We start from the raw sequence: 23,050 nt of genomic DNA, 5'->3' as shown, positions 1-23,050 counted from the left end.
GTCAGGCCCCGATCGTTACTGCTCCTCCGCCGACACCGAGACGTTGGCAGTAGTGTCGGCAGCTTGCCTCCAGGTACTGAGCGAATGGCGGTAGTTGCACGTTCTGCTGCGCCAGAAACTGCTCTGTGCGGGAGGTGTCGAAACGGCAGGTCTGAATAAACGCCAGGGACTCCGGGGCCACCTTCAGCAGCCCGGGCAAGCCAGGTATGGCCAGCAGAGCTTTCATCACGCCGATAGGAAGATGCCTGCGGGGGCCCGGCTTGCCCAGGAGTTGCGCCGCAGCCTGTAACAGCCCCGCCAGGTTGGGCGTGTTCTGGTCCAGCGCCAACAGCGTATCGGGTACGTGAGTGGCCGTGCAGGCCGTTGCAATTAGTTGCGCCAGGCTATCCACCGGAATCAATGGCAACCAGTGCTCTGGCGACCCCGGAATCATGGCCAGTCGTCCGTGGTAGAGGTTGTCGAGCAAGCTGTACAGCGGTTGGGCCGGGTCCAGGTCCCCCGTTGATCCGTGGCCCGCCACCGTCGCTGGCTGTACTTCGACCGCATTCAGCCCGTGCCTTGCCACGAATTTCCGCAAGCGGAATGCGGATTCCAGTTTGCTCGCCTCATAGCCACCGGCCCGCCGGTACACCTGGGTCCAGTCGGTCTGCTCCGGGTGACTCAGTTGAATGCCCTGGCGTGACAGGTGTGCCTCGTTGGCGAGCATGAACCCCGTAATAAACACCAGCCGGCAGTTCAGGTGGCGGGCCAGTTCCGCCACCCGAAGACTGCCGGTAACGTTGGTGTGACGGGCCTCGTGCTCGGGCAGGTTCCAGGCGAACCGGGCGGCCAGATGCACGATGCATTCGATGCCGCTCGGTAAGGTGACCAGCCCCAGATCCGGCTCTTCCAGATCGCCTTCCAGGGCGGAAAACCGCTCCATGGCGACGCCCTGCTGTTCGAGAAAGCCGGTGAGCTGTTTCAGGCTGGACTTGGAGCGGGTCAGTGCTTTCACGTCATGCCCCTGCTGCATCAGGGTGAGGCAAAGATATTTACCAATAAAACCGGTGGCGCCGGTGATCAGGATGGTCATGGTGCGTTCCTTGTTCATTGAGTCGAACGCAGCCTAAAGTATGGAGTATGCTCGAAGGTCAACAGGGAGAGTGCTTGGCATGAGGATATCGGAACTGGAACGGCGCACCGGGATACCCCGGGATACCCTGCGCTACTACGAAAAACAGGGTCTGATCCGGGAGGTGGGCCGCAGCGGGAACAACTATCGGGACTACCCGGAGCAGGCCGTCGCGCGTGTTGCGATGGTGCGGCAACTCAAAAGCCTGGGTTTTTCGCTGAACGAAATCCGTGAGTTGCTGGATGCGGTTCGCTCGGACCGGATTGATTGCCTGCAGGGTGCGGCGGTGATGGCCCGTAAGAGGACCCTGGTGGATGCCCGGATTCGTGAGCTGAAGGCCGTCAGTAAGTTGTTGAAGCAGGAGCAGGCCCGCCTGGAAGCCAGTGCCAGGGAGCACGGGCTGGTTTGATGGCCATCCTCATAATTGCTGATGGCGCGGTAAAAGTAGCTTCCTTAACATAGACGATCTATTCGGGTTCCTTTGATCTGTCCGGGAAACGGTCTTGCTGCCACTTCGCTCCGCGTTAGCCTACGTTGCCTTACTCTCTGCCATTCTGGCGAGCCTGCCGGGTATGACCTATCTGGGAGCTGCCGCCGCGGGTGCGACCGTCTTGCTGGGCTGGCAGGACATGCGCAACGTGCCCCGGGTGGTGTTTGTCGTGGCGCTGGTTATGCTGGTTTTTGCCCTGGGCTATGACCCGGAGCTGATTGAGACCGCATCCGGCAACATGACCCGGCTGGCCGGCCTGATGCTGGCGGTGATGCTGCTGTCGAATGTGCTGGCCCGCACCGAGGACCTGCAACAGATTTCCGTCAGTCTGTTTGGTGGTAAGCCGCTGGCCCGATACCTCAGCCTCGCGTTCGGCACTTCGCTGGTGTCTGTTCCCCTGAACTTTGGTTCGGTGGCGGTGGTGGGCAGCCTGGTGGGCGAGCGTATCCGTCGCAATGGCGATTCCGAATCTACCCGCAATACCACCCGGGCTGTTTTGCGAGGGTTTGGTGTCGCCCCCATGTTTTCGCCCCTGTCCATTTCGGTGGTGCTGACCCTGACGCTGTTGCCGCAGGTGAGTCTGCTTTCGCTGTTGTTACTGGCGGTACCGTTTTCCGTGCTGATGGTGCTGGCGGGGCTGCACTGGCGAGAACCGGAACCGTTGCAAAGCACAGAACGGAGCGTTAACCGTGCTGGCGCGGGTAGCTGGTTGCGGTTTGGTGGGTTGATTCTGGCGATCTGCGTGGGGGTACTCTGGCTCAGCCACCGGTTCGGGTTGAGTTATGCCCATGCGGTGGCCTTGAGCTGTCTGGCAGCGGTGCTCTTGTACCGGATTATGGGTTGGTTAAAGCGGGAAAATCCGCCCCTGGCCAGCATGGCCAATGTCAGCAATGAGCTGGCCATTGTTGGTGGCTCGGCGTTTATCGGGGCGGTGCTCAGTGGCGTGGTACTGGGCCAGATCAGCGGTCAGCCGGAATTGCCTGTGTGGCTCTGGGCGCTGCTGGCGGCCGGTGTACCCTGGGTGTTTTTTGCTGCCGGACTGGCGGGTATGAACCCGATTATTATTGCTACCCTCATTGGCGGTATTCTGGGTTCGCTGTGGCCGGGCGCAGCTCAGCTCGGCCTGGCCATCGCCATGGTTACTGGCTGGGGTATTACCGCCTTCGGCACGCCCTTTGCGGCCAATGCGTTAATTATGGAACGGCTGACCGGATACCGGACAAGGGATGCCTCGTTTCGCTGGAGCCTGGCGTTGTCGCTGTCGGGTCTTTGCGCCGCCAGTCTTCTGGGCTTCAGTCTGACCCTGTGGCTGGCCTGAGGTAAGCCGGGTCGAAGCGCTCGAGGCTTCGGGCAAGGCTGGCGCGGGACAGTTCGCCCATATGGGTATCCACCAGGTGGCCCTCGGCGTTGTAGAACAGGGTGGTGGGCAAGCCGTGGCTGCCAACTACCCGGCCAAACCGGTTCTGCCTGTCGCTCAGTACGTGGCTCAGGTTCAGGTTCTGTGCCATCAGGAACTTGCGGATGGTTTCCGGATGTTCGCCCTGATTGGCGAACACAAAGTTCACGTTCGGGTAGCGTTGCTGGGCGTCTTCCAGCACCGGCATCTCGCGGATACATGGTGGGCACCAGGTGGCCCAGAGATTGACCACCGTGGGCTTGTCACCGGCCAGGCTGGCCAGGTCTACCGGGCGTTCGTTCAGATCGGTCAGGGCCACTTCCGGCAGGCCCCGGGTTTGCTGGTTGATCAGCGCAATAATGCCAGACATACCGCCCCAGATGATGAGGCCAGCCGCGACCGCCGAGCCCAGCGCCCGGCGTATGGCCGCCCGTTTCCACATCAGGTAACCGGTGAAGGCCAACGCAGCAATCAGGCCGGTCACCAGGTCGAACCCGCCGTCGCGGATGTCGATCATGCCCAGCCAGTCGCCCTGATACTCGCTGAAGTAGCGCACCACAAAACCGATGCGGGCACTGACCATGGCCACCAGAAAGATATCGGCCAGGGTACCGGCCACCGGCGTTTTCTCTTTCCGGCCGATCAGGGCGCCAACCACCAGGGCAACCACGAAGGCCAGAACGAGAAGCAGGTGTCCGATGGACAGGCTGAGGGGGCCGATGCCTACGCTGAGCATGGAATCTCCGGAAATCGGTGAGTTTTTAGTAGCATACGGCGGCTAATGACCGCCGGGCCCTGTCAGAGTTCCATTTATCACCCTGAAAATGAAAGCCGGCCAATAAAACCACCTATAGCTATTTGCCGGGTGCTCTGTTACCGTGCCTGCATCCTGCCTCTAGGGATTCCGCAGTTTCCGGCTTAAAGCCGCCTTGCGAACCATTTCATACGACCTGTCAGAGGACGTCACCCCGAACCCGGCGCGTGACCGTAGTCGTCTTTTATTCCATGACTTTCATGGCATCTGCCCGCATTCGCCGACGACGGTGTTCGTGGAGGCAGAATCAATCAAGAGTACATCGTATATGAGTTTTTCTTCTCTCGGTTTGTCCGAGCAGCTGGTCCGTGCCACCGCCGATCAGGGTTATGAAACCCCGTCTCCCATCCAGCAGCAGGCGATTCCCGCGGTGCTGTCTGGCAAAGACGTAATGGCCGCGGCCCAGACCGGCACGGGTAAAACCGCTGGTTTTACCCTGCCTTTGTTGCAGCGCCTGGCGGAAAACCCCCGCACTGGCAAAGGCCCCCGCGCCCTGATTCTCACTCCCACCCGTGAGCTGGCCGCCCAGGTACACGATAGCGTGAACCTTTACAGCAAATACGTACCCACCAAGGCCGCTGTGGTTTTTGGTGGTGTAAAGATCAACCCGCAGATGATGAAGCTGCGCAAGGGTCTGGACGTACTGGTGGCCACACCGGGCCGTTTGATGGACCTGTACCAGCAGAACGCGGTGCGCTTCAACGAAGTGGAAATTCTGGTGTTGGACGAAGCCGACCGCATGCTCGACATGGGCTTTATCCGCGACATTCGCAAGATCCTGGCGTTGCTGCCGGCCAAGCGCCAGAACCTGCTGTTCTCCGCCACCTTCTCCAACGAAATCCGCACCCTGGCCCAGGGCCTGCTGGATAACCCGGTGCAGGTGGAAGTGGCGGCCCGTAACACCACCGCCGAGAAAGTGAAGCAGTCCGTCTACCCGGTTGACCAGAGCCAGAAGACAGCCTTGCTGAGCAAGCTGGTGCGTGACAACGACTGGGATCAGGTACTGGTTTTCACCCGTACCAAGCACGGCGCCAACCGCCTGACCCAGAAGCTGGAGAAAGACGGTATCACGGCTGCCGCCATTCACGGCAATAAGTCCCAGGGTGCCCGTACCCGTGCCCTGGCGGATTTCAAAGCCGGTGAAGTGCGCGTACTGGTCGCCACCGACATTGCTGCCCGTGGCCTGGATATCAAACAGCTGCCGCAAGTGGTGAACTTTGAACTGCCGAACGTGCCGGAAGATTACGTGCACCGCATTGGTCGTACCGGCCGTGCCGGTGAAAGTGGCCATGCCCTGTCACTGGTCAGTGCTGACGAAGGCAAGCTGCTGGCGGGTATCGAGAAGCTGATCAAGAAGCAGCTTCCGCGCAAGGAAGTGGAAGGCTTCGAGCCGAAAAACAACCTGCCGCTGAAGCCCAAGGCCAAAGCAGACCCGAGCAAGGCGCGGAATCGTCGCCCTCAGGGTGGCAATGGTAAGAGCTTTGGCCCGAAGCCGACTGGTCGTAGCGGCGGTCGTGGCCGTGGTGGTCAGGGCGAAGGACAGGGCCGTGGCCAGGGGCAGGGTAGAAGTGGTCGCCCGGCTCAACGCCAGAGCGCCTGAAAACCGTTTCTCCTGACATAAAAAAGGCGGGGCCGAAGCCCCGCGCAGGAGAACGCACCATCCGGTAGCCGACAGACCGTGGGAGCTACCGGGAGTGCGGATCAGAACTTGTAGGTGAAACCTACCATGTAGACCATGGGGTCGATTTCGACTTCGAATTCATCGGTTTCTGCCAGTTTGGTTCCGTTGGCATCAAACACATCGACTCTGGCGTCGGTGTTGATGTCGGCCCACCAGATCGCGGCGTTCAGACCGAAGTTCTCGCTCAGCATGTAATCCATGCCTACTTCAACGGCGACGCCAACGCTGTCGTCCAGTTCCAGCTCGCTAGATGCCACACCCAACGCGTTATCCAGATTGCTGCTGGTTTTCTCTTCGAAGAACACGGTGTAGTTCACACCCACGCCGACGAATGGCTGGAAGGCTGAGGAGCTTGCCATTGGGAAGTACTGCAGCGTCAGGGTCGGTGGCAGGTGCTTTGTTTCGCCCAGGTTCAGGTCGCCCGGAAGATCGCCGCCGCCGTTGATGTCGTGCTTGAACGGAGTGGCGCCCAGCAAGCCAATACCCAGGTTGTTGGTCATCATGTAAGTCGCACGCAAGCCCAACTGGGTGTTGGTGTCAACGCTGACTTTGGAATCCACGCCAGCTCCCAGCAGCGGTGCGCCGCCTACGGTGATGGAATCACTGGAGTCATCCGGCGCGACGTGAACCGCACCCGCACGCAGAACAAAATCACCCGCTTCAAAAGCCTGAGCTGCAGGAGCCACTGCCATTACGGCCGCAGCCAGAACACTGAGTTTAAAACCACGAGACATAGCCATCTCCTTATCCATGAAAGATCGATGGCTTAAATGTAATGACATCCGGACAGGCAATCTTGATTTAGCGCAAGAAATGGCGGAAGGCAGCGCGACTGGCCAATAAGTCTTGATTCAACTCAAGAAAAGGTGGGAATGCGGCTATTGCGGATGGTCAGCCCTGGGCTTCGTCGAGGGGATTGTCTTCATCGCTGGGCACAAATACGTCCCGAATGGACAGGGGCTGACCCTGGGTATTCTGCACGGTGACTGGCTGTATTGGCTGGCCGCTATCGCGGTCCCGTAGGTCCAGGGGCTGGCCGTCCGGAGACGGGTTCCACTTGTCGCCCCACTGGCGCAGAGCCACCACCACCGGGAACAGGTCGCGGCCTTTCTCAGTGAGCCGGTACTCAAAGCGTGAGCCGTGCTCGCCAACATCCACTTTGCGCAAGACCTCGTTGTCGACCAGTTTGGCCAGTCGGTCGCACAGAATGTTCTTGGCAATCCCCAGTTGCTGCTGAAAATCCACAAACCGGCGGGTGCCGTACATAGCGTGCAGCACAATCAGCAGCGACCACCAGTCCCCCACTTCATTCAGGGCGCGGGCGACGGAGCAGTTGGAGTCATCAAAACGTTTTCTGGCCATGTAGGGGAGTGTACCGAATAGGGTTGCATTTTGAAACCGGATTTAATAGGGTTGCTTTACGAAACCAAATTGATGAGGTTGCACATCACATGAGTATGAATCTTGGTCCTTTGTTCGAGCCGTTTGAACTTCATAACCTCAAGCTGCGCAACCGCGTAGCCATGGCGCCGATGACCCGCAATTTCTCGCCTAAGGGTGTACCCGGTCAGGATGTGGTGGACTACTATCGCCGCCGCGCCGAGGCCGGTGTTGGCCTGATCATTACCGAAGGCACTGTCGTGAACCACGCGGCTGCCAACGGTTACCCGAACGTACCGGCCTTCTATGGCGACGAAGCCCTGGCGGGCTGGAAGAAAGTGGTGGATGCCGTGCACGAAGCCGGCGGCGCCATTTTCCCGCAACTGTGGCACGTGGGCGCGGTACGCAAGGAAGGTATCGAGCCGGATCCCTCTGTTCCCGGTTACAGCCCTTCAGGCCTGTTTGCGCCTGGCAAGCCCAACGGCAAGGCCATGACCAGGGAAGACATCCAGGACGTGATCAAAGCTTTCGGTGATGCCGCCCAGGATGCCAAGGCTCTGGGCTTCGACGGTGTGGAAATCCACGGCGCCCACGGCTATCTGCTGGATCAATTCCTGTGGGAAGGCACCAACCAGCGCGACGATGAGTACGGCGGCAGCCTGGAAAACCGCCTGCGCTTTGTGGTGGAAATCGTCGAGGAAGTGCGCCACCGCGTGGGCCCGGATTACCCGATCATGCTGCGCTTCTCTCAGTGGAAGCAGCAGGACTACGAAGCAAAACTGGTGAATAGCCCCGAGGAACTGGAGCGCTTCCTGAAGCCTCTGGCGGAGGCCGGTGTCGACATCTTCCACGCTTCCACCCGCCGCTTCTGGGAACCGGAGTTCGAAGGTTCCAATCTGAACCTGGCCGGCTGGACCCAGAAGATCACTGGTAAACCGACCATGTCGGTTGGCAGTGTGGGCCTGACCGAAGACTTCATCAGCGGCACCTTCGCCAGCAAGAAAGAGTCGGTCGAGCAGTCTGGCATCGATGAGCTGGTTGAGCGCATGAACAGCGGTGAATTCGATCTGATCGCCGTTGGCCGTGCCCTGCTCCAAGACCCTGAGTGGCTGGTGAAAGTGAAAGAAGGCCGCCTGAACGAAGTGGAAGCCTTCGCCAGGAAGTCTCTGGCCAAACTCTACTGATCGAACTTACCCCTTCGATCGTGCCTGCCGCGCGCCCTCGGGCCCGCGGCTTTTTTGGGTCTGAAATCTGTCCGGTTCGTAATCGCAGCAATCGCCAGAAACGCTATGCTGTAGGCAGATTGTTGCTATTCACCAGACAAGGAGTTGGATATGGCTTTGATGCGTCATCTTAAACTGGCTGGGCTGGCTGCGGTATTGGTCACCCTGGTGGGTTGCGCCAGCGTAGGCCGGGATTTTGCGACTCATAATGTCGACCAGATAACGATCGGTGAGACGACCCGCGCCGAGATACAGGAGATGTTCGGTGAGCCCTGGCGCACCGGTATTGAAGACGGCAAGCGCACCTGGACTTACGGCAAGTATCGCTGGTCCGCCTTTGGTGACGATGAAACCACGGATCTGGTGGTCCGTTTCAATAACGACGGCACCGTATCCTCTTACGTATACAACACCACCGAATAAAAGCGCCCGGGCGCCGGTATGACCTCAGTCAGCGGCCGGCGCCTGTTTCAGCGCCAGAATCTGCCCGGAATCCAGTTCCTCGATTAATGCCCCCCGGAACTGCCGGTTGATGAATCGCTCCGTTTCCACCTGAATCCGCTCCCGCTGCTCGGGCTTCTCGATATAGTCCATGGCCCGGAACAGGATGTAGCGGATGGTCATGTTGGAAATCTCCTGTACCACCACCTCATCGACACCGGGCACCAGCCCGCGTTCCAGAATATCCTCGGCCATTTCCCGGGCGCTGGCGTCCAGCTGTGCTTCGAGAGCCCGGCGTAACACGGGCGACGGGCCGTGCAGTTCCCTGACCGCCACCGTGGTTGCCGCCGGGTTGGCCAGAAAGTAGTGGTACACAAAGGTGACGGTGTCGTGGGAGGCCTGTTCCGAGGAATCCGCCATCTGCCGCAACTGCCGCACGCCGGCTTTCATGTCCTCGGCGATATACCCCAGCACCTGCAAACCGAATTCGTCCAGATTGCGGAAGTGTCGGTAAAAGGTGTTCGGGTTTAACCCCGCCTCCCGGGCCAGTTCCCGCAGGCCCAGAGAGGTCAGGCTACGGCTTTGGGTAATCAGCCTTAGAGCGGCCTGGACCAGTTTCAGTTTTCCGCCGGCAAGTCGTTGCATCGAGTCGTGTTTCCTTTGGGCGTTGGGCCAACAACCTGTCACTCAGGGCCATTCCTGTGCGAGTGGGTATACAGGTGTCTACTTTGACCGGTATACATGTGTCTACTGGTCATGATGACCACACCGACAACAACAGGCAAGGCCCTTCAGGCCACACAGGAGTGCAGCAATGAAACAAACCGCCAAGATCGCCATTATCGGCACCGGATTTTCCGGCCTGGGCATGGCCATCAAGTTGAAAGAGGCCGGCTTTGACGACTTCGTGATTCTGGAGCAGAGCGACAATGTCGGGGGCACCTGGCACGATAACCACTACCCGGGTTGCGCCTGCGATGTTCAATCTGCGCTGTATTCCTTCTCTTTTGAGCAGAATCCGAACTGGACCCGCATGTTTGCTCCCCAGCCGGAGATTCAGGCGTACCTGCGGCATTGCGCCGAGAAATACGGCCTGATGGATCACATTCGTTTCAATACCCACGTGGCGGGTGCCCGTTGGGATGAGGCCACCTCGGGCTGGGTTGTGGAAACCTGCAACAGTGCAAAACTCTGGGACTACATGGAAAAGAAAGGTTTGAAGCCCGGGGATGAACTGGATCGCAGCGACAAGGCCCTGCCGCCAATCCGCAAGCTGCGAAGTGGGATTCTGGTGTCCGGCATGGGCGGCCTGAGCACCCCCGCGTATCCGGAGATCAAGGGCATAGACACGTTCACAGGGGCCAGTTTCCATTCCCAGAACTGGGACCATGACTACGATTTTCGTGGCAAGCGGGTGGCGGTTATCGGCACCGGTGCTTCGGCCATCCAGTTCGTGCCGGAAATTGCCAAAGACGCCGCCCATCTGGACCTTTACCAGCGTACGCCGCCCTGGATCATGCCCAAGCCTGACCGGGAAATACGGCCACTGGAGCGGGCCATGTTCCGCCGGTTCCCGCAAACCCTGAATGCGTTCCGCCAGAGCATTTACTGGATGCTGGAAGCCCGGGTGCTTGGCTTCGTGGGTAACCCGCGCATTCTGAAAGTCGGTGAGTTGCAGGCCCGTCGACACATCCGCAACCAGATCAAGGACAAGGAACTGCGCAAGAAAGTGACGCCGGATTTCCACTTCGGCTGCAAGCGGGTGCTGATCTCCAACAACTACTACCCGGCCCTGGACCAGGAACACGTGGACGTACTGACGGACGGCGTTCGCGAAGTGAAAGGTAACACCATCATTGACAGCAATGGCACCGAGCGCCCGGTGGATTGCATTGTCTATGGCACCGGCTTCAAAGCCCAGGAACCCATCCCCCGGGGCATGATCTTCGGCCGTGGGGGCCAGGATCTGCTCGACGCCTGGCGTGAGGGTGCGGAAGCCTACAAAGGCACCACCGTGGCCGGTTTCCCCAACTTCTTCATGCTGATGGGCCCCAACACCGGGCTGGGCCACAGCTCCATGGTGTACATGATCGAGTCCCAGGTGCAGTACGTGCTGGATGCCATCAAGAAGATGGACCACAGAGGCTGGAAGAGCGTGGAAGTGAAAGAGTATGCCTACAGCCAGTACAACGCCTCTATACACGCCAAACTGGGCGACTCCGTGTGGCAGACCGGTTGCAAGAGCTGGTATGTGAACGAGAACGGCAAGAACACCACCTTGTGGCCGGGCTTCACCTGGCAGTTCCGACAGCAGACCCGGCGGTTTGATGCCGAGCAGTATGTGTGTGAATCGGCGGAGGTGATGGAGCAGGGTGGGGAGCCGGCATTGGCTGGTTAAAACGGTAGATAATGATGCGCCCGAGTCAGGATGCTTCGGGCGCTATGAGGTTGATGTAAGCCACACCACCCCAACGAGTGGTTGGTAGTTTTCGCGTTCCTGAAATACCATAAGCACCCCGATCCACTGGAACACGGATCATGAACTGGCGCCCTTGGTTATTCGGCGCTTGTTGCTAAGCCTGAAATTTCAGCAGGGAACGCATGAATACGGAACAGGATACCGATTACCAGTACCGCGAGCGGGTGGTAGTGCCCCGCCCGGAAAAAGAACTTCGCTTTCGGAATGGACGAATCCCCGGGTATTTTTCGATATTTCTCGGTGGCTTGAGCCTGGCGGCGGTGCTCGCCTACCTGTTCCCTTCCTATCTGACCACCACTGATCTTCGTGCCGCGTATGATGCCGAGGCGCTTCAGGATGTCCTGAAGTACGGTATGTGGTTCTCCCTGTTTTTCGGCATTACCACCTTCATTCTTGATCGGCGCAAACGGCTTGGCGCTGCAGGTATTGCCATGACGCTGATCGCGTTTGCCCTGGGTGGCTACAACGTCCCGGTCGGGCCGGTGGAGCCGAAACCATTGTCGCTCGGCGTGGACTGGCTGATTCTGGCCTTTCTGGGTTCCACCATTGTCTTTACCAGCCTGGAGAAGCTCTTTCCGAAGTATCGGGAGCAGGTCATCTTGCGGGATCAGTGGGGGCTGGATTTCTTTTACTTCTGCCTGAATCACCTGCTGATCTCAGCGGTTCTGCTGTTTGGCAACTTCCTGGTAACGCGCTTTGAATGGGTGGCCAGCGACAGTCTTCAGGCGGCTATCCAGAGCACGCCGCTATGGCTGCAGGTGGTTTTGCTGATTCTGGTGGCCGACTTCGTGCTGTATTGGGAGCATCGGGTATTCCATGAAGTCCGGCGGCTGTGGCTGTTCCATGCCGTCCACCATTCGGTGGAAACCATGGACTGGCTGGCCGGTTCCCGTGCGCATGTGGTTCAGATATTTATTGAGCGTGGGTTGGTTATGCTGGCCCTGTATCTGCTCGGGGCCAGCAAGGAAGCGCTGGATATCTACGTCACGTTTGCCGCGTTGCAGGCCATCATCATTCACAGCAATCTCAATGTGCCCTGGGGGCCGCTCAAGTACCTGTTGGTAACGCCGCAGTTCCACCACTGGCACCACAGCTCAGAGAAGCCTGCCATCGATACCAATTATTCAGCACACACGGTGCTCTTTGACCGGCTGTTCGGCACCTATCATTTCCCGAAAGCGCACTGGCCAGCGGAGTATGGCACAACCCAGAAACTGCCGGGTTCCTATCTGCGGCAGCTGTTCTACCCGTTCCGCAGGCGGTGACCGGCAGTTGCCGTCACGGTGATGCAATGGGATGATGCGCGGGTTGCGTGCTGCCCGGCTCGCATTCACCCATCATCTGAAACCGGCAGGATGTTATGGTCAACCGAACCTCAACCCGACTGAACAAATACATCAGCGAGAGCGGTATGTGCTCCCGTCGGGATGCCGACCGGTTCATCGAGCAGGGCAACGTGCACATCAACGGCCGCCGGGCCCAGGTGGGCGATCAGGTGTTGCCCGGAGATGTGGTGAAGGTCAACGGCCAGGTAGTGGAGCCGAGAGACGAAGAAGATCTGGTGTTCATTGCCCTGAACAAACCGGTGGGTATTGTCAGCACCACCGACAGCGCGGAGAAAGACAACATCCAGCGTTTTGTCGGCCACAGTGAACGGATTTTCCCCATTGGCCGGCTCGACAAGGATTCCCAGGGGCTGATTTTCCTGACCAGCAATGGCGATCTGGTGAACAAGATCCTGCGCGCCGGCAATAATCACGAGAAGGAATACCTGGTCACGGTCGACAAGCCGGTCACCCGGGAATTCGTAGAGGGAATGAGTAACGGTGTGCCGATTCTGGGGACCATGACCAAGCGCTGCAAGGTCGAAAAGGTGTCCCGGTTTGTGTTCCGCATTACCCTGGTTCAGGGCCTGAATCGCCAGATTCGCCGTATGGCGGAGTACTTTGGCTACGAGGTGGCCAGGCTGGAGCGGGTGCGCATCATGAACGTCAGTCTGCAGGGGTTGCCGGTGGGTGCCTGGCGGGATCTGACGGAGAAGGAACTGGCGGTACTGTTCGATGCCATCCGGGATTCCTCGTCCGAGGCCACGGAGCCTGCTGGCAGCAAGCCCCGGAAGAAGCTGGCGGGTGCGAGGGGCGCTCGCCCGGGGCCCGGAGGCAAACCGGCGCGGGCTGGCGCAAAAGCTGGCGGGAAGTCACCGGCTGCTAAAGGGCGAAAAGGCCCCGGTTCCGGGCCCGGTAAACGGCCCTCTGGTAAACCCGGTGGCGGCCCAAAGCCGGGTGGTCGTGATCCGGGGTCCAAGGGTAAGCCATCGAAACCGGGCAAGCCCCGCAAGCCGTCCATCAAGAAACGTTGAGTACCCATAGGTTCTCTTCCTTACGGCAAAAAAGCCTTTCGGGCGCTATGCTTACCGGCTTTAACCCTGTGCCGGATTTGCCCGAATGTTTGAAACGTTTTTCTCTACCTATCTCAGCAGCACCATCCGATTCCTGTTCCTGCTGGCGCCATTTTTCGTGGTCACCATGTTCCTGGCCCTCACTCGGGGGCTCTCGATGGCGGAGAAAACCTCCATCATTCGTCGGGCCTGTGTCTCGGCCTTTATTCTGGGTGTGATCCTGTTCTTCGCCGGCCCGCTGTTGTTCAACGCCATTGGCATCACCCTGAACTCCTTCCGCATCGGTGCCGGCAGCCTGCTGTTCCTCACCGCCATCAGTCTGGTGAACAGTGGCACCCGTAACCACGCCACCGGGTTGCCCGAAGAGGATCGGGATGACATCGCGGTGGTACCCCTGGCCATTCCTGTCATGATTGGCCCGGCGACCATTGGTGCCATCATGGTTTACGGCGCCGAGCTTAAAGCGGTGCCAGAAGTGGCCGGTGGTCTGCTGGGCCTGGTGTCGGGCTTGCTGATTCTGGCGGGATTGCTTCGCTTGTCCGGTTATCTGGAGAAAGCGTTGGGCAAGACCGGCCTGAACATTATGTCGAAGATCAGCGGCCTGATTCTTTCCGCGATGGCGGCAGAAATCGTGCTGACCGGTATTGCCGGCTTCATTGCCAGTACCTCGGGCGCCTGAGACAATCCGGTCGTTATTTCTGGATGGGATGAGTCATGCCCGCGAACACCATTGAGCATAATCGCAGCCGGTTCAATTTTGATGGCATCGAGGCCATCTGGCTCTTCGGCTATGGCTCGCTGATCTACAAAGTGGATTTCCCCTTCCTGGAGCAGCGCCCGGCAGCCATTCGCGGTTGGGCTCGTCGGTTCTGGCAGGGTTCTCATGATCACCGTGGCACCCCCGAAGCGCCCGGGCGGGTGGTCACGCTGATTGAGCAGCCCGATGCCGTATGCAAGGGCGTAGCCTATCGGGTGTCACCCAACGTCTTCGAGTATCTGGATGTGCGGGAAAAGAACGGCTATCTGCGCTTCAGTACCACCATGACCTTTGACGATGGCAGTCATGCCGAGGGGTTGGTGTACATCGCTACGGAAGACAATGAGGCCTTTCTAGGCGAGGCACCGGAAGCAGATATTGCGCGGCAGATTGCCCTCGCCACGGGGCCTAGCGGCCCCAATTCGGAGTATTTGCTCAGGCTGGCGGATTCGCTGCGTCAGCTGGGTGATGATTGTTCACACACCTTTGCCATCGAGGCCTGTCTGCGGGCTGACGAATTGCCAACCCCTTGAGTTGTTGCCTGCTCGGCCGGGTTGAATCCCCGGGCGAGTGACCGCTTCCGGTGCCGCAGGCCAATCAGTACCAGCGGTACGACAATCATCAGGCTGCCCGCCAGGAACCACAGGTCGGGTACCTCACCAAACCAGATCCAGCCAATGGCGACCGCCCAGATCAGCCCGGTGTATTCGGCGCTGGTGACCTGGTTGGCATCTACCTGCCGGTAGGCCAGCAACACGGTGATGTTGTAGCCCAGGATGAACAGGGCGGAACCGGCGGCGCTGATCAGGATTTGCGGGTTCCAGGCCGCGCCTTCCCAGAGTGCCAGGGCGGCGGCCGCCGGGACGATCAGCAGGTAGTTCAGAAACAGTTTGTGGACGGTGGTTTGTTCCTTGGGCAACTGGCGCACCATGACGGCGTTGATGGCCAGGGCGAAGGCAGAGCCGAGGGCGGCGATGACGGCCCAGTTGAAGTCCACCGGTCGCAGGATGACGATGATGCCGGCAAAGCCGCTGAACACAGCAGTCACACTGAGCGGAGTCAGTTTTTCGCTGAAGAATACGGCGGACAGTACCATCACCAGGATGGGCGCGGCGTAGAACAGGGCGTTGGCGGTGGCCAGTGGCAGGTTGGTCAGTGCCACCACCATGCAGACGATACCGACCAGATGGATGTGGGCGCGGATGGCGTGGATTTTCAGGCCGCCGAAGAGGTTGTTGCGGTCGAGTTTGCGGGCGAGCGGGAGCAGGAACGCCAGGGTGAGGACGCAGCGCAGGAAGGCGAACTGGAAGACGGGGGCACCGGGGTCCAGGAGCTTGATGAAGACGTCTGAGAGTATGGCCATGGCGTTGCCGATGACCAGCAGCAGAATGGCGCTGTTTACGGTTTTGCCTGACACTGTGGTGCTCCTTTTCCTGAAATCCGCTAACTTGAGTGCACGGGTATGTCGGCGGACTTGCTTCCGAAAACCGCTGCTAGTACATCCCTGTACGCTTGTCTCCGCCATCCATGGCTACGAACATTTTCGGAAGCAAGTCCGCCGACACACCCCCTGACCTTGGATGTGGATTCTAGGCGTGCTTAACTATCCGATAAAATGATCAATATTCCCCATTCATTAGAAAATTAGATAACAAGCAGCGATGAGACTCCCACCTCTAAAAGCTCTCCCAGTATTTGAAGCCGCCGCCCGGCTGAACAGTTTTTCAGCGGCCTCGGAAGAACTGGCCATCACCCAGAGCGCGGTCAGCCACCAGATCAAACAGCTGGAAACCTATCTGGGCGAGCGGTTGTTCTGGCGCTCCGGTCGTCGCGTGACGTTGACCGATGAGGGGCGGCAGTATTTCGATGCCATTGGTTCGGCTCTGCTTCAGATTGAGCGGGCCAGTGAGCAGTTGCTGGGGCATGAGGAGAGTCGGTTGCGGTTGTCGGTGTTCAGTTCGTTCGCCGTGCGCTGGCTGGTGCCCCGGTTGCCGGATTTGCAGCGGCTGCATCCGCAGATTGATCTGGCGCTGGAGATGAGTAGCGAGAACCCGGTGTTGTCGGATCGGGTGGCGGATTGTTTCATCACCATTCACCGGGATTCCCGGGCCTACAGTTACGATTTGCTGTATGAGGAGCGACTGTTTCCGGTCTGTAGTCAGGATTACTGGCAGCGTATGCGCCGGGAGCTGGGCCGGGATGCGGAGCCGGAGCGGCGGGATGAGCAACCGGTGTCGCCGGGTGAGATGGCGGGGTTTCCGCTGCTATCAACTCACAGCATTTTCGACCGACCGGCCGGAGACTGGGAGGCCTGGTACAGCGCGGTAAGTGAATTGATGCCCACGGGCACTCGCGTTCAGCACTTCAGCCATATGCTGTTGGCACTTGAGGCGGCGCGGTTTCATCAGGGCATTGCCCTGACCAATGACTACATGCTGAGTACCCGGAAGGATTCTGAAGATTTCGTGCGGCTGCCGACGCATTCAGTGGTAACCGGCGACAAATTTTACTTTGCCTGGAAGACCAGCCGCCGGCGGGAACGCGGGATTCAGACGCTGCGCCGGTGGTTGGTGGATGAGGCGATTCGGGGTGGCTTGAGGGGCGAGTGACCGCCCCTCAACGGGAGGGTGGCGAAGCTCAGCCTTTGGATGGCCGCTCCACCACCTTGCGCTTGCCTTTGGCGCTTTTGGCGAGGGATTTCAATCCGTCGGCATCAAAGGCGTCTACGCGGATGACGTCATAGAGTGCCGTCAGGGCTTCTTCCAGTTTCGGGCACTCCTCTGCTTTGACAATGCCCTGGGCACAGGCCCAGTCCACCAGTTCCTTGCGTTGGTGGCCCATCAGCAGGGCGATGCCATCCACTTCGTCTTCGTCCCGGCTGCGGATCGCTTCGTGCAGTTTGTGACGGGATTCCTCGGTTTCGTTCGCCAATCGATAGGCGTTGAGTACACGTCCGAGCGGGTCGCTGGGATCGGCATTGATGAAGGTTCCCCGGCTGATGCGCTGGCGCACAGGCGTGTCTTTCACGATGGTAGCCGCCACTTTTGCACCGAGCTTGTCATCCGGGCCGTTCAGGCCGGTGGCGCCGAGCGGGAAGACCATCAGCCGCAGCGGCCAGCGCAGGGCGGGTACCGGGAAGTTGATGATGGCTTCACGCATGGAGTCCTGCAGGTCGTGCAGGCAGGTTTGCAGGCACCATTCCACCAGGTCCCGTTGGTCGTCCGGATAGCCTTCCTCATGCCATTGCTTGATCACGGCGGTGGCGTAGTAAAGCTGTACCAGGCAGTCGGCCATGCGGCCAGACAGCCGCTGGCGGGCTTTCAGGCCGCCGCCGACGGTGAGCAGGGTCACGTCGGTCATCAGTGCAAAGGCCGCCGAGAAACGGCCCAGCTGGCGGTAGTATTTCTGGATGTCACCCTGGCGGGGTGCGCTTTCCAGCCAGCCTTTACTCAGGCCCAGAACGAATGCACGCAGGGCATTGCGGGTAGTGTGGGCCAGGTGGCGGTAGAAGATGCCGTCGAACTTTTTCGCGGCTTTATCCTGGTCTTCCATGCCCGCCGCTTCGATTTCCTCAACAATAAAGGGGTGGCAGCGGATGGCGCCCTGGCCGAAGACCATCAGGCTGCGGGTCAGGATGTTGGCGCCTTCCACGGTAATGCCGATAGGCACGGCCTGGTAGGCCCGTGCCAGGAAGTTGCGGGGGCCGGTGATCACGCCCCGGCCAGCGACCACGTCCATGGCGTGGTTGATCACTTCCCGCATCAGGTCTGTGTTGCGGTATTTCAGCACCGCGGAAGGTACCGACGGGCGAACGCCCCGGTCCAGCATACCGGCGGTCAGCAGGCGGGCTGCATCCATCATGTAGGTGTAGCCGGCAATGGGTTCCAGGGCTTCCTGTACGCCTTCAAACTGACTGATGGAGCGGCCGAACTGCTCCCGGGTGTAGGCGTAGGAACCGGTCGCCAGGCTGGCCAGTTTGCCGGCACCGGTGCCCAGAGCGGGCAGGGAGATGGAGCGGCCGATGGACAGGCATTCCAGCAACATTTTCCAGCCCTTGCCGAGCATGTCCTGGCCGCCAATTACCTGTTCCATGGGGATGAAAACTTCGGTGCCCCAGGTGGGGCCGTTCATGAAGACCGTGTTCATCGGCAGGTGGCGGGCGCCGGCATTTACGCCGTCGGTATCCCGCGGCACCATTACACAGGTGACACCGATCTCGTCCTGCTCGCCAAGCAGGTGCTCGGGGTCGTAAACCTTGATGGCGAGGCCAATCAGCGTAGCGACCGGCGCCAGGGTGATGTAGCGCTTGTTCCAGGTCACTTTCAGGCCCAGCACTTCCTTGCCGTTCCATTCGCCCTTGCAGACGATGCCTTTGTCCGGAATCGCGCCGGCATCGGAGCCTGCGACCGGAGAGGTCAGGGCAAAGCAGGGGATTTCTTCACCCCCGGCCAGGCGAGGCAGGTAGTGCTGTTTCTGCTCGTCGGTACCATAGTGCATCAGCAGCTCGCCGGGACCGAGGGAGTTGGGCACCATCACGGTCACCGCCGCAGACACGCTGCGGGTGGAGATCTTCATGACGATTTCGGAATGGGCGGTGTTGGAAAAACCCAGGCCGCCGTCTTCTTTGGGAATCACCAGTCCAAAGAAGCCCTTGCTGCGAATGAACTTCCACACTTTGTCCGGCAGATCGTAGTGTTCGTGGGTGATCTGCCAGTCGTCCAGCATCTTGCACAGTTCTTCCACCGGGCCATCAAGAAACGCCTGTTCTTCACTGGTCAGGTGAGCGGGCGCGGCATCCAGCAGCTTGTTCCACTCAGGTTGGCCGGAAAACAGTTCGCCGTCCCAGTCAACGGAGCCGGAGTTGAGGGCTTCCTGTTCGGTGGGAGACAGTTTTGGTAAGCGACTGCGAACCCAGCCCAGCAGTGGCCGGCTGAGTTTATCCAGGCGCAGGTCGCCAGGGAGGGTTACGATCAGTGCCAAAGCCAGCAGGATGCCGCCGATCAGAAAACTCAGAATGTGCCAGTCGTCCTGAGCGACACCAATCAGGGTAGCGACGGACATGATGAGGGCGGCAGTTTTGCCACCGATACTGAAGTAGATCAGTACCAGGGCACTGAGAACGAGGAGCAGAACGCTCATGGGCAGACCTCCATATCATGAATGAAATCAGACAGATTTGATTCTTACCATCGGTCAAAGTTCAGTCAGTTGCAAGCGGTTAGCGTGGTTAAGGCCAGAGCGAGCACGGTTTGTGGATCTGGTCGGGTTGCGGAAAACAGGGAACGGAGATTGTTAATTTACAAAATCTTTCAATTCCTTTTGAGCTATTCCTAATACCTATCGTAAATCACTCCACGTTTTCTCTCACTCTGGAGTGTTTTTTGACTGGCCAACTTACCGTTGCCAAACGCCTGGCCCTGGGATTCGGGCTGATCGTGTCTCTGATGATTGCGATCACGGTGATCGGCAACCAGCGGGTCGGGTTCATGGACAAGACCCTCACCTCGGTTAACGAAGGCGCGGCGTTGAAGCAGCGCTATGCCATCAATTTTCGGGGCAGCGTACATGATCGGGCGATTGCCATCCGCGATGCGGTGCTGGTAAACCGGGATTCCGAGTTGCAGCGGCATCTGCAGGACATCGACCGGCTGGCCGCGATGTATCGTGAGAACGCCAGTGATATGGCCCGGATGTTCCGGGAGCAGGGCGCCCAGGCACAGGAACGGGAGCTGCTGGATGCGATCGAAAACATCGAGACAACCACCCTTGCCCTGACGGCCAGAGTGATTGAGCTTCGCAGCAATGGTCAGAACGAAGCGGCCCGGCAACTGCTGCTGCAGGAAGCCTCGCCGGCGTACAGCGAGTGGCTCGACCGGGTTAACGCCTTTATTGATTACCAGGAAGATGAAATTGCAGGGGATGTGAATGCCGTGCGTCAGGCGGCCAGTGGCTTCAATCTTCTGATCATTTCGGTAACAGCGGTCGCGGTGTTGCTGAGTGTCGTGATTGCGACGGTGATCATTCGTGGACTGAAGCGGATTCTGGGGGCCGAGCCGGAAACCGTCGCACAGGCCATTCGGCAATTGGCTGACGGCAATCTGAACCAGCAACTCGACACGCGATACCCCAACAGTGTGATGGGGGCGCTGGTGGATACCATCGAACGCCTGACCGGGATTATTCAGGACGTGCGTTCGGCAGCGGATGAGTTGTCCAACTCCTCCAGGGAGCTTGAAGGGACGTCTGATAATAACAGTCGCCAGATCCGAATGCAGGCGACGGAGGCGGAACAGATGGCCACCGCCGTGAACCAGATGGCCGCCACAGTTAATGAAGTGGCCGGCTTTGCGGCCAGTGCCGCCAGCGCTACCCAGAAAGCCGACACCGAAGTGGAAACCGGCAATCAGGTGGTACAGGAAACCGCTGCCGCCATTACCGGTCTGGCCGACAAGCTGGAGCAGGCGGCGGCTTCGGTGAACCGGGTGTCCGAAGACAGCGGTAACATCGAACAGATTATTGAAGTGATCAACGCCATCGCCGAACAGACAAATCTGCTGGCCTTGAACGCCGCGATCGAGGCGGCCCGTGCCGGTGAGCATGGTCGTGGCTTTGCTGTGGTGGCGGATGAAGTCCGTTCCCTGGCGTCCCGCACCCAGGAATCTACCCGTGAGATTCAGGACATGATCGGCCGGCTACAGACCGGAGCCGGCCAGGCAGCGGGCGAAATGGAAGAGAGCCGGAAGCTGGCGGGCGTTACCGTCGAAAAAACGACGGAAGCCGAGCGCTCGCTGGCGCGAATCCGGGAAGAAATGGCTTCAATCAATGACATGAATGCCCAGATCGCCAGCGCGGCGGAAGAACAGAGCTCGGTGGCCGAGGAAGTGAACCGGAACATCGCCCGGATTCACGATGCCACCATCGAAACCTCCGCAGGTTCAGATCAGGTGGCGGGTGCCAGCCGCAACCTGGCCGTGCTGGCGGGGCAGCTGCAGTCCCGGGTCAGCCGGTTCAGGCTCAAAGGCTGAGCCCGGTTACCAGCAGCGCCAGTGTGGACAGCAGTACCGCCACGTTGGCGCCCAGCACGCGGTTGAGCTGGTCTGGCATCGCCAGTACCCAAGGTAGTCGAAGGCTGATCCAGACAGCTGCGGGTAAGGGTGCCAGGGCGATAAGGCTGGTCATTGCCAGATAGCCACTGACCACACCGGCAACGATGACACCATAGCTGGCAAGCAACAGGCCAGCCACCAGATGGGCGGCTTTTTCGGGGCCAAGGGTAATCACCAGATGGCGCCGGCCAATCGCTCGATCGGCCTCTGCATCCGGTATCTGGTTGATCAGCAACAGCTCACTGACCATCAACAGGGCTACCAGAGACGCCAGCAGGGCAGTGGTATCGATGCCACCACCCAGCGCGATAACGGTGCCGAGGACCATGATCGGACCAAAGCCCATGCCCGGTGCCAGCAGGCACAGCAGCGGCGAACGGGTAATCCAGCGGGTGTAGGTAAGCACCAGCACCACACCGGCCGCCCCGAGCACCAGCAGCGGCAGACCCCGCAGCCAGAGAAAATACAGACCGATGGCCACCACCAGCGCCAGTGTGCCCAGACCTGCCCAGAGCACGCGCCGGGCAGCAGTCGGCACCTCGGGCAGGGCGCCGCTGCCACCGGAGAACGGGGTGCGCTCGGTGATCATGTCGAGGCCGGAGCGAAAATCGTCGTATTCGTTCAGCAGATTCACCGCCGCATGGGCAAGTACGGCGCCAAGGAAAACCAGAAAGGTGTGTAAAAGTTCGGGCGCCTGGCCCTGTTGCCAGGCGACGGCCAGGCCCAGGCCGGCACACAACGGGGCGAGCAGTAAAAAATTCGGGCGGGACGCGCGGACCACCGCAAGGGTTTCTGACATTGATCAAATCTCCGGATTGCGGAGAAGCTTACACGTAGCCCGCCGCGAATACCAAGCCCAGCACAATGGGCATTACCACCAGACTGCCCAGGTTGCTCAGCAGCACCAGGGAGGCCACAGCGTGGGGTTCCTGCTGATACTGTTCGGCCACCATGTAATTCAGTACGGCCGGTGGCAGGGCGGCAAAGACCCAAAGGCTGGCAACCTGAAGCCCCGGCAGATCCAGCAGGGCGATCATCGGCCAGGCCAGGATCAGCCCCGAGAGTGGGCAGGCGATGGCGCCGATCAGCCCCAGTTTCCAGTCACTGAAATCGACATCCAGCATGCGGACGCCCAGGGCAAACAGCATCAGTGGAATGCACACACCGCCAAGCATGTTCAGGGTTTCCAGCAGCCAACCCGGCAGCGGGATACCACTGAGATTCACCGCCAGGCCGGCGATGCTGGCGAAAACGATGGGCAACCGCAGCCGGCGGATTATGGAGGTGTGGGGGTCCAGCATGTACAGGCCTACCGAGAAGTGCAGCAGCATTTCCACGATGAACAGCACAATGGCCGCAGGCAGCGCCGCATCCCCGAATGCCAGCACCAGAATCGGAATCCCCATGTTGCCGGAGTTGTTGAACATCATCGGTGGCAGGAAGGTTTTCAGGTTCAGCTTCAGCAGCCTGGCCACCGGATACAGAATCACACCGGACCCCAGAACCACCACCGTGGCGGCCAGCGCCAGCCAACCGTATTCCTGCAAGGGCGCCTGCTGGTCTGCCAGTACCGCAAACACCAGCATGGGTACGAACAGTTCCATGTTGAGCACGTTCAGGCCCTGAATATCCGGTGTGCGATAACGCCCGTACAAGGCGCCGCAGCCGGCAATCAGGAATACCGGCAGCATGGTGGAAAGAATCTGGCCAATCATGGAAGGGCTCCGATTATTGTTTTTGGTCAACGCAGGTGACTAATCCGTTAGGTTCGCAA

Annotated in this window: 21 protein-coding genes; 12 read left to right on the top strand and 9 right to left on the bottom strand. The window is 59.6% G+C overall.

The window, feature by feature from the left end; all coding sequences use genetic code 11:
* Position 1: 1 nt before the first annotated feature.
* Complete coding sequence (locus C7436_RS11965; RefSeq protein ID WP_228198124.1) at positions 2-1,072, bottom strand: SDR family oxidoreductase; 1,071 nt, start codon at positions 1,070-1,072, stop codon at positions 2-4.
* Between the two features lie 79 nt (positions 1,073-1,151).
* On the opposite strand from C7436_RS11965, the gene C7436_RS11960 reads away from it, so the two are divergent.
* Positions 1,152-1,520: a MerR family transcriptional regulator gene (locus C7436_RS11960; RefSeq protein WP_121207970.1), complete on the top strand. Its 369-nt coding sequence runs from the start codon at positions 1,152-1,154 to the stop codon at positions 1,518-1,520.
* A 94-nt stretch (positions 1,521-1,614) separates the two neighbouring features.
* Positions 1,615-2,919, top strand: coding sequence for a hypothetical protein (locus C7436_RS11955; RefSeq protein WP_121207969.1), 1,305 nt, complete (start codon positions 1,615-1,617; stop codon positions 2,917-2,919).
* On the opposite strand, the gene C7436_RS11950 is transcribed toward C7436_RS11955, so the two are convergent.
* Positions 2,894-3,733: a TlpA disulfide reductase family protein gene (locus tag C7436_RS11950; protein ID WP_113879341.1), complete on the bottom strand. Its 840-nt coding sequence runs from the start codon at positions 3,731-3,733 to the stop codon at positions 2,894-2,896. The two genes, C7436_RS11955 and C7436_RS11950, sit on opposite strands and share 26 nt — an antisense overlap.
* A 346-nt stretch (positions 3,734-4,079) precedes the next feature.
* Between C7436_RS11950 and C7436_RS11945 the strand changes: the two genes are divergently transcribed.
* Entirely contained in the window at positions 4,080-5,411 is a 1,332-nt protein-coding gene (locus tag C7436_RS11945) for a DEAD/DEAH box helicase (RefSeq protein WP_113879340.1), read from the top strand.
* Positions 5,412-5,512: 101 nt separating this feature from the next.
* Here C7436_RS11945 and C7436_RS11940 read toward each other — a convergent pair whose 3' ends face one another.
* Positions 5,513-6,226: an OmpW/AlkL family protein gene (locus tag C7436_RS11940; RefSeq protein WP_121207968.1), complete on the bottom strand. Its 714-nt coding sequence runs from the start codon at positions 6,224-6,226 to the stop codon at positions 5,513-5,515.
* Between the two features lie 157 nt (positions 6,227-6,383).
* Positions 6,384-6,854 carry a winged helix-turn-helix transcriptional regulator gene (locus tag C7436_RS11935; protein ID WP_113879339.1) on the bottom strand — a complete coding sequence of 157 codons (471 nt, stop codon included), beginning with the start codon at positions 6,852-6,854 and terminating at the stop codon, positions 6,384-6,386.
* Positions 6,855-6,943: 89 nt separating this feature from the next.
* Here C7436_RS11935 and C7436_RS11930 point away from each other — a divergent pair, with 89 nt between their 5' ends.
* Both C7436_RS11930 and bamE read left to right on the top strand, forming a co-directional pair.
* Positions 6,944-8,056 carry an NADH:flavin oxidoreductase gene (locus C7436_RS11930; RefSeq protein ID WP_121207967.1) on the top strand — a complete coding sequence of 371 codons (1,113 nt, stop codon included), beginning with the start codon at positions 6,944-6,946 and terminating at the stop codon, positions 8,054-8,056.
* 150 nt (positions 8,057-8,206) lie between these two features.
* Positions 8,207-8,518, top strand: a complete 312-nt coding sequence (gene bamE, locus C7436_RS11925) for an outer membrane protein assembly factor BamE domain-containing protein (RefSeq protein WP_041655220.1) — start codon at positions 8,207-8,209, stop codon at positions 8,516-8,518.
* 24 nt (positions 8,519-8,542) lie between these two features.
* Here bamE and C7436_RS11920 read toward each other — a convergent pair whose 3' ends face one another.
* Positions 8,543-9,181 (bottom strand): TetR family transcriptional regulator, encoded by a 639-nt coding sequence (locus tag C7436_RS11920; protein ID WP_113879338.1) that lies wholly within the window; start codon positions 9,179-9,181, stop codon positions 8,543-8,545.
* Between the two features lie 169 nt (positions 9,182-9,350).
* Here C7436_RS11920 and C7436_RS11915 point away from each other — a divergent pair, with 169 nt between their 5' ends.
* The 5 genes from C7436_RS11915 to C7436_RS11895 all read left to right on the top strand — a co-directional run bounded on the left by C7436_RS11915 (position 9,351) and on the right by C7436_RS11895 (position 14,703).
* Positions 9,351-10,934: a flavin-containing monooxygenase gene (locus tag C7436_RS11915; protein ID WP_121207966.1), complete on the top strand. Its 1,584-nt coding sequence runs from the start codon at positions 9,351-9,353 to the stop codon at positions 10,932-10,934.
* A 203-nt stretch (positions 10,935-11,137) separates the two neighbouring features.
* Positions 11,138-12,280 carry a sterol desaturase family protein gene (locus tag C7436_RS11910; RefSeq protein ID WP_022991364.1) on the top strand — a complete coding sequence of 381 codons (1,143 nt, stop codon included), beginning with the start codon at positions 11,138-11,140 and terminating at the stop codon, positions 12,278-12,280.
* 95 nt (positions 12,281-12,375) lie between these two features.
* Positions 12,376-13,374, top strand: a complete 999-nt coding sequence (rluF, locus tag C7436_RS11905) for a 23S rRNA pseudouridine(2604) synthase RluF (protein WP_022991363.1) — start codon at positions 12,376-12,378, stop codon at positions 13,372-13,374.
* An 85-nt stretch (positions 13,375-13,459) separates the two neighbouring features.
* A complete protein-coding gene (locus C7436_RS11900) occupies positions 13,460-14,092 on the top strand; it encodes a MarC family protein (protein WP_022991362.1) in 633 nt (210 codons plus the stop codon).
* Positions 14,093-14,127: 35 nt separating this feature from the next.
* The gene (locus C7436_RS11895) at positions 14,128-14,703 is read left to right on the top strand and encodes a gamma-glutamylcyclotransferase (RefSeq protein WP_023011391.1); all 576 of its coding nucleotides are present in this window, start codon (positions 14,128-14,130) and stop codon (positions 14,701-14,703) included.
* On the opposite strand, the gene C7436_RS11890 is transcribed toward C7436_RS11895, so the two are convergent.
* Positions 14,628-15,587 carry a DMT family transporter gene (locus C7436_RS11890; protein WP_121207965.1) on the bottom strand — a complete coding sequence of 320 codons (960 nt, stop codon included), beginning with the start codon at positions 15,585-15,587 and terminating at the stop codon, positions 14,628-14,630. The genes C7436_RS11895 and C7436_RS11890 overlap by 76 nt on opposite strands.
* Before the next feature lie 244 nt (positions 15,588-15,831).
* Between C7436_RS11890 and C7436_RS11885 the strand changes: the two genes are divergently transcribed.
* Positions 15,832-16,779: a LysR family transcriptional regulator gene (locus C7436_RS11885; RefSeq protein WP_022991359.1), complete on the top strand. Its 948-nt coding sequence runs from the start codon at positions 15,832-15,834 to the stop codon at positions 16,777-16,779.
* Positions 16,780-16,807: 28 nt separating this feature from the next.
* On the opposite strand, the gene C7436_RS11880 is transcribed toward C7436_RS11885, so the two are convergent.
* The gene (locus tag C7436_RS11880) at positions 16,808-19,309 is read right to left on the bottom strand and encodes an acyl-CoA dehydrogenase (protein WP_121207964.1); all 2,502 of its coding nucleotides are present in this window, start codon (positions 19,307-19,309) and stop codon (positions 16,808-16,810) included.
* Between the two features lie 242 nt (positions 19,310-19,551).
* On the opposite strand from C7436_RS11880, the gene C7436_RS11875 reads away from it, so the two are divergent.
* On the top strand, positions 19,552-21,195 hold the full coding sequence (locus C7436_RS11875; protein ID WP_121207963.1) for a methyl-accepting chemotaxis protein: 1,644 nt from the start codon (positions 19,552-19,554) through the stop codon (positions 21,193-21,195).
* Here the strand turns inward: C7436_RS11875 and C7436_RS11870 are convergent.
* Together C7436_RS11870 and C7436_RS11865 are read right to left on the bottom strand one after the other, a co-directional pair.
* Complete coding sequence (locus C7436_RS11870; protein WP_023011543.1) at positions 21,185-22,075, bottom strand: prenyltransferase; 891 nt, start codon at positions 22,073-22,075, stop codon at positions 21,185-21,187. The two genes, C7436_RS11875 and C7436_RS11870, sit on opposite strands and share 11 nt — an antisense overlap.
* Positions 22,076-22,103: 28 nt before the next feature.
* A complete protein-coding gene (locus tag C7436_RS11865) occupies positions 22,104-22,991 on the bottom strand; it encodes an AEC family transporter (protein WP_011787210.1) in 888 nt (295 codons plus the stop codon).
* Positions 22,992-23,050: the final 59 nt, after the last annotated feature.

The sequence above is a fragment of the Marinobacter nauticus genome (assembly GCF_003634635.1).
Classification (GTDB): Bacteria; Pseudomonadota; Gammaproteobacteria; order Pseudomonadales; family Oleiphilaceae; genus Marinobacter; species Marinobacter nauticus.
The sequence above is the reverse complement of the archived record's forward strand: the minus strand, read 5'-3'. Positions and strand labels throughout refer to the sequence as shown.

Bases quoted from the DNA above. Each gene is read 5' to 3' on its own strand.
- C7436_RS11895 (WP_023011391.1), top strand. From the start codon at position 14,128: ATGCCCGCGAACACCATTGAGCATAATCGCAGCCGGTTCAATTTTGAT.
- C7436_RS11885 (WP_022991359.1), top strand. From the start codon at position 15,832: ATGAGACTCCCACCTCTAAAAGCTCTCCCAGTATTTGAAGCCGCCGCC.
- C7436_RS11870 (WP_023011543.1), bottom strand. From the start codon at position 22,075: ATGTCAGAAACCCTTGCGGTGGTCCGCGCGTCCCGCCCGAATTTTTTA.
- bamE (WP_041655220.1), top strand. From the start codon at position 8,207: ATGGCTTTGATGCGTCATCTTAAACTGGCTGGGCTGGCTGCGGTATTG.
- C7436_RS11900 (WP_022991362.1), top strand. From the start codon at position 13,460: ATGTTTGAAACGTTTTTCTCTACCTATCTCAGCAGCACCATCCGATTC.
- C7436_RS11950 (WP_113879341.1), bottom strand. From the start codon at position 3,733: ATGCTCAGCGTAGGCATCGGCCCCCTCAGCCTGTCCATCGGACACCTG.
- C7436_RS11960 (WP_121207970.1), top strand. From the start codon at position 1,152: ATGAGGATATCGGAACTGGAACGGCGCACCGGGATACCCCGGGATACC.
- C7436_RS11940 (WP_121207968.1), bottom strand. From the start codon at position 6,226: ATGTCTCGTGGTTTTAAACTCAGTGTTCTGGCTGCGGCCGTAATGGCA.
- C7436_RS11915 (WP_121207966.1), top strand. From the start codon at position 9,351: ATGAAACAAACCGCCAAGATCGCCATTATCGGCACCGGATTTTCCGGC.
- C7436_RS11910 (WP_022991364.1), top strand. From the start codon at position 11,138: ATGAATACGGAACAGGATACCGATTACCAGTACCGCGAGCGGGTGGTA.
- C7436_RS11920 (WP_113879338.1), bottom strand. From the start codon at position 9,181: ATGCAACGACTTGCCGGCGGAAAACTGAAACTGGTCCAGGCCGCTCTA.
- C7436_RS11935 (WP_113879339.1), bottom strand. From the start codon at position 6,854: ATGGCCAGAAAACGTTTTGATGACTCCAACTGCTCCGTCGCCCGCGCC.
- C7436_RS11965 (WP_228198124.1), bottom strand. From the start codon at position 1,072: ATGACCATCCTGATCACCGGCGCCACCGGTTTTATTGGTAAATATCTT.
- C7436_RS11930 (WP_121207967.1), top strand. From the start codon at position 6,944: ATGAGTATGAATCTTGGTCCTTTGTTCGAGCCGTTTGAACTTCATAAC.
- C7436_RS11945 (WP_113879340.1), top strand. From the start codon at position 4,080: ATGAGTTTTTCTTCTCTCGGTTTGTCCGAGCAGCTGGTCCGTGCCACC.
- C7436_RS11880 (WP_121207964.1), bottom strand. From the start codon at position 19,309: ATGAGCGTTCTGCTCCTCGTTCTCAGTGCCCTGGTACTGATCTACTTC.
- rluF (WP_022991363.1), top strand. From the start codon at position 12,376: ATGGTCAACCGAACCTCAACCCGACTGAACAAATACATCAGCGAGAGC.
- C7436_RS11865 (WP_011787210.1), bottom strand. From the start codon at position 22,991: ATGATTGGCCAGATTCTTTCCACCATGCTGCCGGTATTCCTGATTGCC.